The organism is Sphingomonas sp. Leaf62 (assembly GCF_001421915.1).
Classification (GTDB): Bacteria; Pseudomonadota; Alphaproteobacteria; order Sphingomonadales; family Sphingomonadaceae; genus Sphingomonas.
In genome coordinates this window covers 176,223-190,621 of the sequence record NZ_LMLN01000028.1, presented here as the reverse complement: position 1 = coordinate 190,621, position 14,399 = coordinate 176,223, and the positions used below count along the sequence as shown (strand labels likewise).

At 65.4% G+C, this 14,399-nt stretch carries 13 protein-coding genes; 1 reads left to right on the top strand and 12 read right to left on the bottom strand.

Features of this window, described 5'->3' with window-relative positions:
- Positions 1–85 precede the first annotated feature (85 nt).
- The 9 genes from ASE91_RS12275 to ASE91_RS12235 are packed head-to-tail and all read right to left on the bottom strand — an operon-like array spanning position 86 to position 8,744.
- Positions 86–1,762, bottom strand: a complete 1,677-nt coding sequence (locus ASE91_RS12275) for a GMC family oxidoreductase (protein WP_056626572.1) — start codon at positions 1,760–1,762, stop codon at positions 86–88.
- A 24-nt stretch (positions 1,763–1,786) separates the two neighbouring features.
- Positions 1,787–2,620: a sugar phosphate isomerase/epimerase family protein gene (locus ASE91_RS12270; protein ID WP_056626570.1), complete on the bottom strand. Its 834-nt coding sequence runs from the start codon at positions 2,618–2,620 to the stop codon at positions 1,787–1,789.
- Positions 2,617–3,186: a gluconate 2-dehydrogenase subunit 3 family protein gene (locus tag ASE91_RS12265; RefSeq protein ID WP_055995468.1), complete on the bottom strand. Its 570-nt coding sequence runs from the start codon at positions 3,184–3,186 to the stop codon at positions 2,617–2,619. Before ASE91_RS12265 ends, ASE91_RS12270 begins: the two co-directional genes overlap by 4 nt.
- Positions 3,183–4,013 (bottom strand): 3-keto-disaccharide hydrolase, encoded by an 831-nt coding sequence (locus tag ASE91_RS12260; RefSeq protein WP_055997128.1) that lies wholly within the window; start codon positions 4,011–4,013, stop codon positions 3,183–3,185. Before ASE91_RS12260 ends, ASE91_RS12265 begins: the two co-directional genes overlap by 4 nt.
- Before the next feature lie 13 nt (positions 4,014–4,026).
- The gene (locus ASE91_RS12255; RefSeq protein WP_056627174.1) at positions 4,027–4,941 is read right to left on the bottom strand and encodes a hydroxypyruvate isomerase family protein; all 915 of its coding nucleotides are present in this window, start codon (positions 4,939–4,941) and stop codon (positions 4,027–4,029) included.
- Positions 4,942–4,946: 5 nt separating this feature from the next.
- Positions 4,947–5,324, bottom strand: coding sequence for a c-type cytochrome (locus ASE91_RS12250; RefSeq protein ID WP_156347510.1), 378 nt, complete (start codon positions 5,322–5,324; stop codon positions 4,947–4,949).
- Positions 5,325–5,326: 2 nt separating this feature from the next.
- Positions 5,327–6,469 carry a Gfo/Idh/MocA family protein gene (locus ASE91_RS12245; protein WP_056626569.1) on the bottom strand — a complete coding sequence of 381 codons (1,143 nt, stop codon included), beginning with the start codon at positions 6,467–6,469 and terminating at the stop codon, positions 5,327–5,329.
- Positions 6,466–7,524 (bottom strand): sugar phosphate isomerase/epimerase family protein, encoded by a 1,059-nt coding sequence (locus ASE91_RS12240; RefSeq protein ID WP_056626567.1) that lies wholly within the window; start codon positions 7,522–7,524, stop codon positions 6,466–6,468. Before ASE91_RS12240 ends, ASE91_RS12245 begins: the two co-directional genes overlap by 4 nt.
- Complete coding sequence (locus ASE91_RS12235; RefSeq protein ID WP_235530465.1) at positions 7,521–8,744, bottom strand: MFS transporter; 1,224 nt, start codon at positions 8,742–8,744, stop codon at positions 7,521–7,523. The genes ASE91_RS12240 and ASE91_RS12235 overlap by 4 nt, the downstream gene beginning before the upstream one ends.
- 187 nt (positions 8,745–8,931) lie before the next feature.
- Here ASE91_RS12235 and ASE91_RS12230 point away from each other — a divergent pair, with 187 nt between their 5' ends.
- Positions 8,932–9,948 (top strand): cupin-like domain-containing protein, encoded by a 1,017-nt coding sequence (locus ASE91_RS12230; RefSeq protein ID WP_056626564.1) that lies wholly within the window; start codon positions 8,932–8,934, stop codon positions 9,946–9,948.
- Here the strand turns inward: ASE91_RS12230 and ASE91_RS12225 are convergent.
- From ASE91_RS12225 to ASE91_RS12215, 3 genes are read right to left on the bottom strand one after another with little or no spacing between them, the layout of a single operon-like run.
- Complete coding sequence (locus ASE91_RS12225; RefSeq protein ID WP_056626562.1) at positions 9,945–11,456, bottom strand: tryptophan halogenase family protein; 1,512 nt, start codon at positions 11,454–11,456, stop codon at positions 9,945–9,947. The genes ASE91_RS12230 and ASE91_RS12225 overlap by 4 nt on opposite strands.
- Positions 11,453–12,967 carry a tryptophan halogenase family protein gene (locus tag ASE91_RS12220; RefSeq protein ID WP_056626559.1) on the bottom strand — a complete coding sequence of 505 codons (1,515 nt, stop codon included), beginning with the start codon at positions 12,965–12,967 and terminating at the stop codon, positions 11,453–11,455. Before ASE91_RS12220 ends, ASE91_RS12225 begins: the two co-directional genes overlap by 4 nt.
- Complete coding sequence (locus tag ASE91_RS12215) at positions 12,964–14,388, bottom strand: tryptophan 7-halogenase (RefSeq protein WP_235530464.1); 1,425 nt, start codon at positions 14,386–14,388, stop codon at positions 12,964–12,966. The genes ASE91_RS12220 and ASE91_RS12215 overlap by 4 nt, the downstream gene beginning before the upstream one ends.
- Positions 14,389–14,399: the final 11 nt, after the last annotated feature.

Here is a 14,399-nt window from a genome sequence, read left to right as displayed (position 1 = left end):
GAGCGTGCCGGGGTGACATTGGCGGCACGGACGTGCCAAAACACTCCAACGTCACCCGAACAAAGGGCCGCCGCTTACCGCCCCCTTACGCCCAGGGCTTGGTCCGCACCGCATGGTCGGCCGCACGGGCAGTCAGCGCCATGAAGGTCAGCGACGGGTTGACGCACGATACCGATGCCATTTGCGCGCCGTCGGTGACGTAAAGGTTCGACGCGTCATGCGCCTGGCTCCAGCCGTTCAGCACCGACTTGCGCGGATCGGCACCCATGCGGGCACCGCCCATTTCGTGGATCGCGTCGCCGGGGACATGCTCGCCTTCATAGCTGCGGACATTGGTCAGGCCCGCCGCCTTCAGCATCTTCTCGCCCTCGATGCGGGAATCGGCCATCATCTTCAGCTCGTTGTCGCGGAACTTCACGTCGAACTTCATCAACGGCACGCCGAACCGGTCGACCTTGTTCGTGTGCAGCGACACGCGGTTGTCGGCATAGGGAAGGCATTCGCCGAACGCGCCCATTCCGAACTTCCACGGGCCATATTGCCGCATGCCGTGCTTCATGTCCTTGCCGAAGCCGACGGGTGCCATCGGTTCGCGCCGGGCGCTTCCCTGATAGCCATAGCCCCGACGGAAGCCGACGCCTTCCTCCCCCTTCAGGTTGCGGAAACGCGGGACATAGACTCCGCCCGGCCGCCGGCCATATTCGATCAGGTCGGTCATGCCGGGAATTTCGCCCTCGACCCCGACGCGGAAGATATGGTCCATGACATAGCGGCCCAGCGTGCCGCTGGCGTCGAAATGGCTGCGACCGCCGCCGCCCATCCGCGAGTTCATCAGGATCTGCGTCGAAGCCATCGCCGACGCGCACAGGAACACCAGGTTCGCCTGCACCGTCTCCGCCTGCCCCGTCTTGGCATCGATAAAGCGGACGCCGGTTACCTTCTTGCGTGCAGCGTCATATTCAAGATTCGTGACGACCGCATCCGACCGCAGCGTCAGCCGCCCCGTCGCCCGTGCCGCCGGCAGCGTCACCGCCTGCGTCGAGAAATAGGCACCGAACGAACAGCCATTGCCGCACTGGTTACGGAACTGGCACTTGCTGCGGTTCTGATCCGGCTTGTCCTCGGTCATGTTGGACAGGCGGCTATTGATCAGCTTGCGACCCGGAAACTTGGTTTCCAGCTCCTGCTTCAACCACTTTTCCGCGACGTTCATTGGCATCGCCGGCTGGAATTCGCTGTCCGGCAGGTACGGCAGATTCTCACGTGATCCCGATACGCCGATGTACTTTTCGACATAGCTGTACCACGGCGCGACGTCGTCATAGCCGATCGGCCACGTGCCATCGACACCCTCGCGCTTGTTCGCCTCGAAATCGTCGGCGCTCCACCGGAACGTCCAGCGCCCCCAGATCAGTGACTTTCCGCCGACTGCCGCCGGGCGAATCCAGTAGAATTTCTCGCCTTCGTCGAACGCATAGGGGTTCAACCGATCGTCGTTGTAGAAGGATTGGTTGCTCGGTGATACATACCCATGTTTGGCGATGAAATAGTCGCTGTCCATCAGCGGCTTGGGCATTTGATTGCGCGCCGGCACCTCATAGGCCGGCTTGCCGTCATACGGATAGCCTTCGATATGCTCGACCATGTGGCCACGGTCGAGCATCAGGACGCGCAGGCCCTTTTCGGTCAATTCCTTGGCGGCGAACCCGCCGCTGACGCCCGATCCGATGACGATCGCGTCGAACCTGTTGGTGACTGCCATGTTTCCCCTCCAAGGGTAATCGTTTTAGTAGCGCAGCGCCTTGAGCGTCTGGAAGCTGGTGGTGACGTCGGGCAGATAGGGCGCGGGCGCCTGATCATTCTCGACATAGAAGTGGCGGACGCCGGCACTGCCGCGACGGCGGAACAGCGCGGCGAAATCGGTCTTGCCGGCGCCGACCGCGGTCATGCTGCCATCGGCGCGCGCGTCCTTGACGTGATACGCGTATAGCCGCGGCCCGAGCCGGTCGATCCATGCGCCGACATCTTCGCCGGCATGGCCGACCCAGTACAGGTCGAGCTCGATCTTCACCAGCGCCGGATCGGTCGCCTTCAGCAACCGCTCGTACAGGCTGACCCCGCCCGGCTTCACCGTGAATTCGAAGTCGTGGTTATGATAGGCGAAGCCCAGCCCGGCCTTGCGCAGGTCGCGCGCGAAGCGGTTGAAGTTCGGCATCGCCGCATTCCAGCCGGCTTCGTTGCGATGCTGGTCGACCATGTACGGCAGAACGACCGTATCGGCACCCAGCGTCTTGGCCATTTCGACCTGCTTGTCGAACGCGCCGAGCAACGCTTCGTACGGCACATGGATCGACGGGGCCTTGAGGCCCAGCCGGTCCATCGTCCGCCGCAGCAGTTTATGATCCATGGCATCATAGCCGCCACCGCCATATTCGACTTCCTTATAGCCGATACGGGCAAGGTCGCCGAGCGTCTTGACCGGGTCCTTCTGGAACAGCTCGCGCACCGTATAGAGCTGGATCCCGACGGCCTTGATCTGGGCTGCCTGTGCGATGCCGGTGACGCCGAGTGCGGCGATGCCGCCTGCACCGGCCAGGACGTGCCTGCGATTGACGATCATGCGCTGTACACCTTGTTGACCTGCGAATAGGGAAAGGCACCGTTATATTCGCCCGGTACCGGCAGATATTCGCGCTCCTGCGTCATGCCAATTTCCGACGTATAATAGCCGGCGATGACCAGCTGGCGGAATGCTTCGAAGAAGGTCTTGCCGCCCGGAATCTGGTCCTTCATCGCCAGCGTCAGCAACGCGTCCTGCTGCGCCGGCGTCGCCTTGGCACCCGTGACCTTGTAATCCGCCATGCTGCGCTTCTCAATCGCATCCAGCCCGGCGACGATCGGCACCCGCTCGGCCGGATAGGACCAGTCGGCCAGCAGCTTCTCGATATAGGCCGGCACGCCCGCGGCGATCGCGCCCGGCGTATCGGTGGTCGGGATGACGCGTTCGCTCAAGCCCGTCATCAGCGCGCGTTGCGGCGCGGTGAACACGGCGGCGCTCGGCGGACCATCGCTGATCGTCGGCACGCTTACCGGTCCTTGCGCACCGACAGCGCGCGCGAGCGGCGCGTACAGCGCGGTGCCGAACATCGCCGCGACACCGGCCAGGGCCGTCCTGCGATCGATCATTTGCTGTTCTCCTTCAGGTCCTGCGCGATCGCGCTCTCGGGCAGCGGTCGTACCCAGATGTTGCGGAACGACACCGGCGAATCATGATCCTGCAACTGGATCGGCGCGGCGTCGCCATGCGCCTCGTACTTCGCGATCTGCCGCCAGATGGTCGTGCCGAGCATCGCCTGATGATTTTGTACCACTACCCCGTTCAGGATCGCGGTGACATAGGCCGGTCGCACCAGCGACCCGTCGGCGGCGAAGCGCGGCCGTTCGAACACGACGTCATAGGTCTGCCATTCGCCCGGTTTGCGCGACGCATTCACCAGCGGCGGCTTGAAGCCATAGACCGCGCCGACCGTGCCATCGGCATAGGTCGGGTTCTGATAGCCATCGAGGATCTGAACCTCGTAGCGCTGCATGAACCAGATGCCGCTGTTGCCGCGATCCTGCGACGTCTTGGTCGGCGGATTGGGGCTGCGGAATTCGAGGTGGAGCTGCACGTCGCCGAAGCTCTGCTTCGACACCAGATCGCCGCCACCTTTGCCACCCGGCCCCCGCGGCGGTACGGTCATCACACCGTCCTTCACCGGCCATGGCGTACCCTTCGGGGACCACGCGTCGGTCGAGCGCCCGTCGAACAGCACGATCGCATCGGACGGCGCACCGCCCGGCTGTGCCGCCGGCGTCACCACCGTCGGCGTCGGCCGGTCGGCGTCGTGCACCTTCCACTGTCCGCCCGGCAGTACCGGCGTATCCCTGAAACCCGGCTTGTCCTGCGCGCCGGCCGAGCCCGCCAGCGCCGTCAGCACCGATCCGAGCACCGTTATCGTACGGAGCCTCATCATCCCCTCCCCTTCATGCGTGATCGATCCGGCGATAGGCTGCGACCAGCGCATCCTCCCCCGGCCGACCCTTGATCGAATTGCCATGTTCCATGCCGATCACGCCGGCATAGCGCTTGTTCCGCAGCCATTTGACGACGGTGGCATAGTTGATTTCGCCGGTACCCGGCTCGTTGCGGCCGGGATTGTCGCCGAACTGGATATAACCGATCTCGTCCCAGCAGCTGTCGAGCGTCGGGATCAGATTCCCCGACTGGATCTGTTCGTGATACAGATCGGCAAGGACCTTGACCCCCGGACTGTTCGCACCGCGCGCGACGGCATAGCCCTGCGCTACGGTCTGCATATAGACGCCGGGATGGTTGGTCCGCGTATTCAGCGGTTCCATGACCATGGCGATGTCGTGCGGCGCGACGATATCGCCCGCGCGGCGCATCACGTCGATGACCCGTGCGGTCTGGATGTCCTGCGGCACCTTCGGGTCCATGAACCCGGTCACCACCGTCATCCGCGTCGCCGACAGCCGCTTGGCGACCTCGATCGACGCGCGGATGTCGTTCAGGAACGCTTCGCGCTCGGCACCGTCGTTCGCCCCCAACAGGGGCCGCGACTGCGCCCATTTCGGCATGCTGGCGACGAACACACCCATCGTCATGCCGCGCTGTTGCAGCGCCTTCGCCATCGCCGTCTGTTCGGCGATACTGCGCCCGGCCGCCTCGTTATCTTCCCACGCCATGAAGCCCTGATCGGCGGCATAGGCGATCTGTTCGATCCGGTCGCCACGGCTGGCGAAGCTGCCTTCGTGCGGCGCGAATTTCAGCGAGAAGCGCGCAGCGTTGCTGCCGCCGCCTTCGCGGCGTTGCGACGCACGTACGCCGGTGGCCAGCGTCGCGGCGGCGGCCCCTGCGATGACCGTGCGCCGCGACACGCCGCTCACTTGGCCGACGTCAGATAGGCGATGATGGCGGCACGCTTCGCCGGATCGGGCGTCGAGATCGGCATCCGCGTACCCGGCACCTTCTTGGCCGGTGCCGTCAGATACGCGTCGAGCGTCTTGGCGTCCCAGCGCAACTTTGACGCCTTCATCGCCGGCGAATAGTTGAAGCCCGGCACCGACGCCGCAGGCCGTCCGACCACGCCGAACAGATTGGGGCCGATGCCATTGCGGCCACCCTTGTTGACCGTGTGGCACGCCTTGCAGGCGTTGAACGCGGGCGGTGCCGCGGTCTGGGCGGTGGTTGGCGTCGCAGTGGCAAGCAGCGCGGTCGCACCGGCCGCACCCACGATTGCCATACCCGTCAGCAGTTTCATCTTTACTCTCCCGCTTCCACTGGGGTCCATTTTCGGTCGGAGCTCGCATTCGCGATCACCGCCTCGATAAAATTCATCGTCCGCAGACCATCGGTCAGGCCGGGGACGAAGCGTTCGTCCTGCCCGCGAATCGCCGCCGCAAACCCTTGATACAGATTGGCAAAGGCTTCGATATAGCCCTCGGGATGGCCCGAAGGCGTACGCAGCATTGCCTGGGTCGATCCGGCCAGCCCCGGCCCGCCCGCCCGCACCACTTCGGCCGGCCGGTCGAGCCAGCGCAGCGTCAGCGTGTTCGGCTCCATCTGCGCCCATTCGAGCGTGCCGAGCTCGCCCGACACACGCAGTTTCAGGCCATTCTCCTCACCCGCCGCGACCTGACTGGCCTTCAGCGTACCGCGTGCGCCGCCATCGAAGCGCAGCAGCGCGCTGACATCGTCGTCGAGCCGCCGCCCGGCGACATGCGCGGTCAGGTCGGCCGACACCTCGCTCACCCGCACGCCCGAGACATGCTCGGCAAGGTGAAAGGCATGGGTGCCGATATCGCCCAGACAGCCGCCCAGCCCGGCTTTCGCCGGATCGGTGCGCCATTCGGCTTGTTTGTTGCCTTCGCCATCGATTGGTAAACTTAGCCACCCTTGCAGATACTCGACCTGAACGAGCCGGATTTTTCCTAGATCGCCGCGCGCGACGCGGGTGCGCGCCTCTTCGACCAGCGGGTAACCGCTGTACGTGAAGGCCAGCGCGAATTTCGCCCCGCTCTTGCGCGCCGCGGCGGCGATGGCGCGGGCTTCGTCGCTGCTCATCGCCATCGGTTTTTCGCAGAAGACGTTGATGCCCGCTTCCAGTGCGGCGATCGCCATCGGCGCATGCAGGTGGTTCGGCGTGACGATCGCCAGCGCGTCGATCCGCTCGCCCTCCGGGAGCGCGCGTTCGGCGGCGATCAGCGCGTTCAGATCGCCATGGACACGCTGCGGGTCGAGCCCGAGCGACGCACCGCTGCGCGCGTTGCGGTCGGCATCACTGCTGAACGCGCCGGCCACCAACTGCCAGTCGCCGTCCAGCGCCGCCGCCTTGCGGTGGATTGCGCCGATGAACGCGCCCTCGCCACCGCCGGCCATGCCCAGCTTCAACGCCTTGCCGCTCATTCCGCCGACAATCCCATCAGCTTGCGGATCGCCGTGCGGTCGACGCCGCTCTTGGCGAAATCGTCAAAGGCGTGATCGGTCAGCTTGATCATATGCGCTTCGATAAACGGAGCGCCTTCGCTGGCACCATCGTCGGAGTTCTTGAGCGCGCACTCCCATTCGAGCACCGCCCAGCCGTCATAGCCATATTGCGCCATGCGGCTGAACACGCCCGAAAAATCGACCTGTCCGTCGCCCAGCGAGCGGAACCGCCCCGGACGATCGACCCAGTCCTGATAGCCGCCATAAACGCCCGAGCGCCCGGTCGGATTATATTCGGCATCCTTGACGTGGAAGCACGAAATCCGGTCGTGATAGCGATCGATGAAGTCGAGATAATCGAGCTGTTGCAGCACGTAATGCGACGGATCGAACAGCAGCCGCGCGGCATTGTGCCCCTTCACCGCCTCGAGGAAGCGTTCCCATGTCGCCCCGTCGTGCAGGTCTTCGCCGGCATGGACCTCGAACGCGCAATGTACGCCATTGTCCTCGAACACGTCGAGAATCGGGGTCCAGCGCCGCGCCAGTTCGGCAAACGCTTCCTCGACCAGCCCGGCGGGCCGCTGCGGCCACGGATAGACATAGGGCCATGCCAGCGCACCGGAGAAGGTCGCATGCGCCTTCAGCCCAAGGTTCGCGCTGGCCTTCGCCGCCATCTTGACCTGCTCGACCGCCCAGACCTGCCGCTCTGCGGGCTTGCCATGCACTTCGGGCGGCGCGAAGCCGTCGAACAGCGTGTCATAGGCGGGGTGGACCGCGACCAGCTGCCCCTGCAAATGGGTCGACAGCTCGGTCACTTCGATACCGTGCTGCGCCAGCTTGCCGCGCAGATCGTCGCAATAGTCCTTGCTCTCCGACGCGGTCTTCAGGTCGATCAGCCGCGTGTCGCACGGGATCTGCACGCCGACATAGCCCAAGCCCGCGGCCCATTCGGCCATGTTCTCCAGCGTGTCGAACGGTGCCTTGTCGCCCATGAACTGCGCGAGGAAAATGCCCGGCCCCTTCATTCCCGTCATGCCAGCGTCTCCTTGCGACGATCGTCGCGGAACGTGAATTGGAACAGCAGCGCGATCGCTGCGGCGGCGACCGCCGGATAGATCCACATGCCCTGCCAGTCGGCGATGGTCGGCGTGGCCGGCAACTGCGCATAGATCATCGCGCCGATCTGCGAGCCGAGCAGCATCCCGACGCCATAGGTGAACAGCGTCAGCATGCCCTGCGCCTGCGCATTGACGCCCTTCGGCGTGGCGATGGTGCCGACATAGATCGCCCCGGCGACGAAGAAGAAGTCGTAGCACACGCCGTGCAGCGCGACACCGAGATAGATCGCCCACAGCCCCGACCCGCCGTCACCGATCGCGAACAGCGCATAGCGCAGCGCCCACGCGGCCATGCCGACCAGCAGCAGCGGCTTCACGCCGAAGCGGCGATAGAGCCAAGGCATCGAGAACATGAAGACCAGTTCGGACATCTGCCCGATCGCCAGCGTCCCGCTGACATTCTCGATCCCCGCCGCGCCGACATAGGGCGAGGCATAGGCGTAATACATCGCCAGCGGCACCGAGATCAGCGTCGCACAGAGGATGAAGATTAGAAACGACTTCTGCCGCATCAGCCCGAATGCCTCGACGCAGAAGACTTGCGCCAGCACGCTGCCGCCCTGCGGCTTGTCGGCCTCGACCGCCGGCAGGGTGAAGCTGTAGACGCCCAGCGCGATCGACACGACCGCCGCGACCCAGAAGATCTTCGGGCTGGCGGACAGTCCCGCCCAGCCGATGATGAGGCCGGCGGCGATCCAGCCGATCGTGCCGAACGCGCGGACGAACGGGAAATTGTCGGTCCGATCGCCGAAGCTCTTAAGCGCGATCGTGTTCGCAAGGCCGACGGTCGGCATATACAGGATCATGTAGCCGAGCAGCAGCCACACGAACGTCCCGCCCTTTTCCGGGGTCAGCAGCGTCGGCAGCAGGTACAGCAGCACGCCGCCGACCAGATGCAGGATGACCATCAACATGCGCGGCGCGACATAGCGCACCGCGACCATGCCGAGCAGCAGCGACCCGACGATCGACGCGATCGGCCCCATCGAAAACGCGTTGCCGATCAGATTGCCGATTCCGACCGTCTGCATCACCAGGCCGAGCGTGACCTGCCACGCTCCCCAGATGAAGAACTGCATGAACATCAACGCGCTTAGCCGCGCGGTCAGACTTCCGTCGACCGATCGATCGGTCACGGGCCCGACACCCTCCGCTATGGCCATCAGCCACCCCTCCGCAGTATTGTCTGCTAATTCGTTTGCAACGCTAGGTAGGTCGACGCGCCCTGTAAAGACGCGATATCATCGACTTCCGCAAACCGTCGATTTACAGGCTGTTACATCCGGCGCGTGGGCGCGCCACGGTTTTGGCAGGCATTTCCATATGACGCGCAGTTTTCAGCCGATCCGTGAATGGCACGACGTCGATCGTCTTCGGTTCGAGACGGAGATCGTGCCGCTGCGCCAGCCCGCGGTCCTTCGCGGCATCGCCGCGTCGTGGCCGGCGGTTCGGGCCGCCCGGCAGTCGGACGAAGCGTTGCGCGACTATATCGAGGCGACCGATCTCGGCAAACCGGTCCCCGCCTTTCTGGGGCCGCCACAGATCAACGGCAGATTCTGGTACAGCAACGACATGCGCGGGCTGAACTATCAGCAGCGGATCGCCCCGATCGGCGAATTGCTGCGCGCGCTGATGAGCGTGCGGGACGAGGAACAGCCGCCGGCCTTCTATGCAGGCGCGGTGCCGATCGCCGAAAACTGCCCCGATTTCGCCCGCGACAATGTGCTGGGCATTACCGGTCCGGGCGCGGTCGCGCGGCTATGGGTCGGCAACCGCGTCACCGTGTCGACCCATTTCGACATGTCGGAAAACGTCGCGGTGGTGGTCGGCGGACGGCGGCGCTTCACGCTGTTCCCGCCCGAACAAGTCCGCAACCTGTATGTCGGGCCGTTCGACTTCACCTTTGCCGGGCCGCCGGTCAGCATGGTCGACCTGCGCAATCCCGACCTCGAACGCTATCCGCGCTATGCCGAGGCGCTGGAAACCGCACTGGAGGCCGAACTCGAACCCGGCGATGCGATCTACATCCCCTATATGTGGTGGCATCAGGTCGAGGGACTGTCGCCGATCAACGTCCTCACCAACTATTGGTGGGCCCTGACACCGCGCGATTGGCAGGGGTCTCCCTTCCGCACGCTGATGCACGCGGTGATGAGCATCCGCGACCTGCCCGAGCGCGAGCGCGACATATGGCGGACGTGGTTCGACCATTATGTCTTCGGTGCGGGCCATGACGCGGTCACCCACCTTCCGGCCGCCGGTCGCGGCGCGCTGGGCGAGATGACGCCCGACAGGGCGCAGCAGGTGAAGCATTACCTGATCGACGATTTGCGTCGTTAGGACGGACTGCGACAAAACCGGTCGATGAACGCCATATGGTCGGGCATCGCCCGCACCCCCGCGTCCATCGCCCCGGCGATATGGGTCATGCGGCGATCGAGTTCGTCCTGTGACAAGATGTCGGCGATCGGATGATGCCGCTTCGGGTGGATATTCTGCCCGTGCAGCACCGCCAGCCAGCTCGTCTCGCTGAACAGTTCGTTGTCGTGCCGGTACAGCCGCGCATTTTCGCGGAAGATCGCGATGCGTTCCTCGAGCGACGCCGGGATCGCCATGTCGCGGCAGCGACGCCAGAGCGGGCTGTCGTTGCGGGCCGTCGCCTTGTAATGCAGAATCAAGAAGTCGCGGACCTGTTCATACTCCAACCGCGTGCGCCGATTGTAATAATCGATATCCGGCTGATTGAACGACCGATCGGGGAAGTTGGTCAGCAGCCGCGCAATCCCGGTCTGGATCAGATGAATCGACGTCGATTCGAGCGGTTCGAGAAACCCCGCCGCCAGCCCCAGCGCGACGACATTCCGATCCCACGCCTTGCGGCGCACCCCCGCCGTGAAGCGCAGGAAGTTCGGGTCCGCCAGCGGTGCACCGTCTAGACCGTCGTTCAGCATCGCCAGCGCCGTGTCGTCGTCGACATAGTCCGAACAATAGACATGGCCATTGCCGGTGCGCGACTGGAGCGGGATGCGCCAACGCCAGCCGACGCTGGTCGCGGTCGCGCGGGTATAGGGCGTCGGATCGCCGACGCGGGCGCAGGGCCGCGCCACCGCCCGATCGCACGGCAGCCATTCGCGCCAGTCGTCATAGCCGGCGTTCAACGCGCCTTCGATCAACAGCCCGCGAAAGCCCGAGCAGTCGATGAACAGGTCGCCCGCGACGCTGCTGCCATCGTCAAGCACGACATGATCGACATGGCCGTTCGCACCGTTCAGTGCGACATCGACGATCCGCCCCTCGGTCCGCACCACGCCCGCCGCTTCGGCCCGTTCGCGAAGATACTTGGCATAGAGCGCGGCGTCGAACTGAAACGCATAGCTGATCCCGGCCAGCGGCGACCCGCGCCGCGACGGATCGGGCCGCATGAACTTGCCCGCCCGCGCCGCACCGACGCCGATGCTGAAGCGATCGAGCGGCAATGCGCCGCCCGCCTGCGCATGGCGATACCAGAAATGGTGGAAATGGATGCCCTCCATCTCCTGCCCATAGGTGCCGAAGGGGTGGATATAGCGCTCGCCGATCTGCCCCCAATCGACGAATTCGATGCCCAGCTTGAACGTCGCGCAGGTCCGGCGGACGAAATCATCCTCGTCGATGCCGAGCAGGCGATTGAAATACTGGATGTGCGGGATCGTCGCCTCACCGACCCCGACCGTGCCGATCGCTTCGGATTCGACGACGCGGATCGCCATGCCGCTGCCGGCCAGCATGTGCGACAGCGCCGCCGCCGCCATCCATCCCGCCGTGCCGCCACCGACGATGACGACGTTGCGGATGTTCGCGTCACTCATGCCGCCATCGCCTGTGCCGGGCAGTAGCGGGCGAGGAAGTCGCCATGGGTCGGCATCCGCGCGACCGCTGCCGCCATCGCGTCGCGCATCGACGCGAGGCTGCGCGCGACATCCCGTTCGGGCAGCGTCGCGACGATCGGGTCGGACGCTGTCGGCACGATCCCCTGCCCCAGCATCACCGCGACCCAGCTCGGCCGGGTGAACAGCTCGTCATTGTAACGGAACACGCGTCCGGTTTCGCGGAACAGTTCGATCTTGTGGAGCAGCGTATCGGGCAGTCGCATGGTGCGGCAATGGTTCCAGAACGGCGTATCGTCGCGCGTGGTCGCTGCATAATGCAGGATGATGAAGTCGCGCACCTGTTCGAACTCGGTGCGCATATGGCGGTTATATTCGGTGCGCAGGATTTCCGGAATGTCGCCGCGCGGGAACAGCGAGATGAACCGGCTGATCCCCTCCTGAATCAGATAGATCGACGTCGATTCGAGCGGTTCGAGAAACCCCGCCGCCAGCCCGATCGCAATGCAGTTGCCCGACCAGAAGGTCTCGCGACATCCCGCCCTGAACCGGATGCGACGCGGATCGGCAAGCGCGGGCGCATCGAGACCGGCCAGCAGCGTCGCACTCGCCGCTTCCTCGGTCGTGAAGGCGCTGGCAAAGATATGGCCGTTGCCGACGCGTCGCTGCGTCGGGATGCGCCATTGCCAGCCGGCATCGCGCGCGGTCGCGCGGGTGTAGGGGGTCGGCGGCCCGGCATGTTCGCTCGGCACCGCCAGCGCGGTATCGCACGGCAGCCAGTGGCTCCAGTCGACGAACCCGCTGCCCAGCGTCTCGCCCGCGAGCAGCGCCCGGAACCCGGTGCAGTCGAAGAAGAAATCGCCCGCGACCACGCGTCCGTCGGCAAGGGTCAGGCCGGTGATCGCGCCATCCGCCCCCTGCCCGACCGCACCGACGATCCCCTCGATACGGACGACGCCGCGCTTCTCGGCATAGCGGCGCAGGAACCGCGCATAGAGCGTCGCGTCGAAATGATAGGCATAGCGGATCTGCGACAGCACCGATCGGGGGTTCGGGTCGGGCAGCGCGAACCTGCCAGCCCGTGCCGCTACCGCGCACAGGCTGTATTCCTCGATCGGTTGCGGCGCGCCATTCTCGCGGGCGCGCAGCCAATATTGGTGGAAGTCGATCCCCTGCATGTCGACACCATGCTGGCCGAAGGGATGGACATAGCGATCGCCCCTGGCACCCCAGTCGACGAACTCGATGCCCAGTTTGAACGTCGCCTGCGTTGCGGCCATGAACTCGGCCTCGTTGACGCCCAGCATCTGGTTGAAGGCGAGGATGTCGGGGATCGTCGCCTCGCCCACCCCGACCGTGCCGATCGCGTCGGATTCGACCAGCGTGATCGCGACGTCCTTCGGATCGAGCAGGCTCGACAGCGCGGCGGCGGTCATCCACCCCGCCGATCCGCCGCCGACGATCACGATCCGGCGCAACAGCGGCGCGCTCATACCATTCCCCGCTTCAGATATTGTTCGAGTTGCGCGCGATAGATGCGCGCGGGCGGCAGCTTCGCCACCGCCTGTTCGATGTCGCGCTCCATGGTCGACAGATATTGCCGCACGCGACCCGGATCGGCACGATCGGCCAGCCGGTCGTGCCGCCGGGGCCGCGATCCCAGCCCGAGATGCAGGATCGTCCAGTCCTCCGGGTGAAAGGGTTCGAGGTCATAGGCAACCAGCACCCCGCGATCGGCGAACATCGTCAGCTTGCGCGCCAGCTTCTCCGGCACCGGTTCCGCCGTCGCCGCCTGCCAATAGGGGCCATCCGGCAGTCCTTCGGCGGTGAAGAACGCGCGCTGGAACAGGTCGGCATGGTCGTGATCGTCGGCGAACCGGCGATCATATTCGCGAGCTTCTACACCCATGTCAGCCCGCGTCGGGATCAGCGTCAGCAGCCGTTCGATATCGCGTTCCAGCAGCAGCATCGGTGCCGGCGTCAGCGGTTCCACCACCGCCGCCGCCTGTCCGATGCCGACGCAATTGCCGACCCAGCCGTGCGACCGTCGACCGATCGTCGCCGCGACGTCACCGGTACCCGCCGCCGACACCCGCATCCGCCGGACGCGCCCTTTCAACGGGGTCTCGCTCTGCCAGCCATCGGGCGTCGCCCGCACCGTCCGCAGCGGCGTTTCGTCGGTGCCGGCATCGTCCTCGACCGCCAGCGCGATCCGTCGCGTCCCCTGCCAGTCCGGCGCAAGTGCCGACAGCAATACCGCCGCCGGGCCGCTGCCATCGACATACAGGTCGGCAGTCAGCAGCCGGCCATCATCCAGCCGCACGCCCGCGATCGCACCGTCCGCAACCTCGACACCGACGACCGTACCGCCGACCCGCTCGACCCGCCCCGCCGGCACCGCCGCGACGAACAGCGCGGCATAATCGACCGGGTCGAATTGATAGCCATATTCGGCGCGCACCAACGGGTGCTGGCCGTCGCCGTCGCGCGGCGGATGCACGAACACCCCGCGCCGCGCCGCCTGTATCCCGGCGACATAGGGCGTGATCGCGTCCACCCCGACCAGCGCCAGATACTGATGCAGCTGCACCCCGTCGATCACCGGAAACGGCAGCGCAAATCCCTGCATCCAGCCGCGCCCGCCCCAATCGGCATAGCGCGTTCCCCAGGAAAAGCTCGTATCGCTCGTCAGGATCAGTCGCCGCTCGTCGACCCCGGCCGACAGGTTGAAGGCATAGGCCGACGGCGCGGTCACGCTGCCATAGAACAGGTCGCTCGCCCGCTGGTCGCCTGCATCGACGCGCACGATCGCAACCTGCGGCGGCAGTTGCGCCGCCAGCGTCGCCACGGTCATCTCGGCGGCCAGCCCGCTGCCGCACACCATTATGCGTCCGACCTTTGCAGAGGTTTCCAACGCCTGCATCG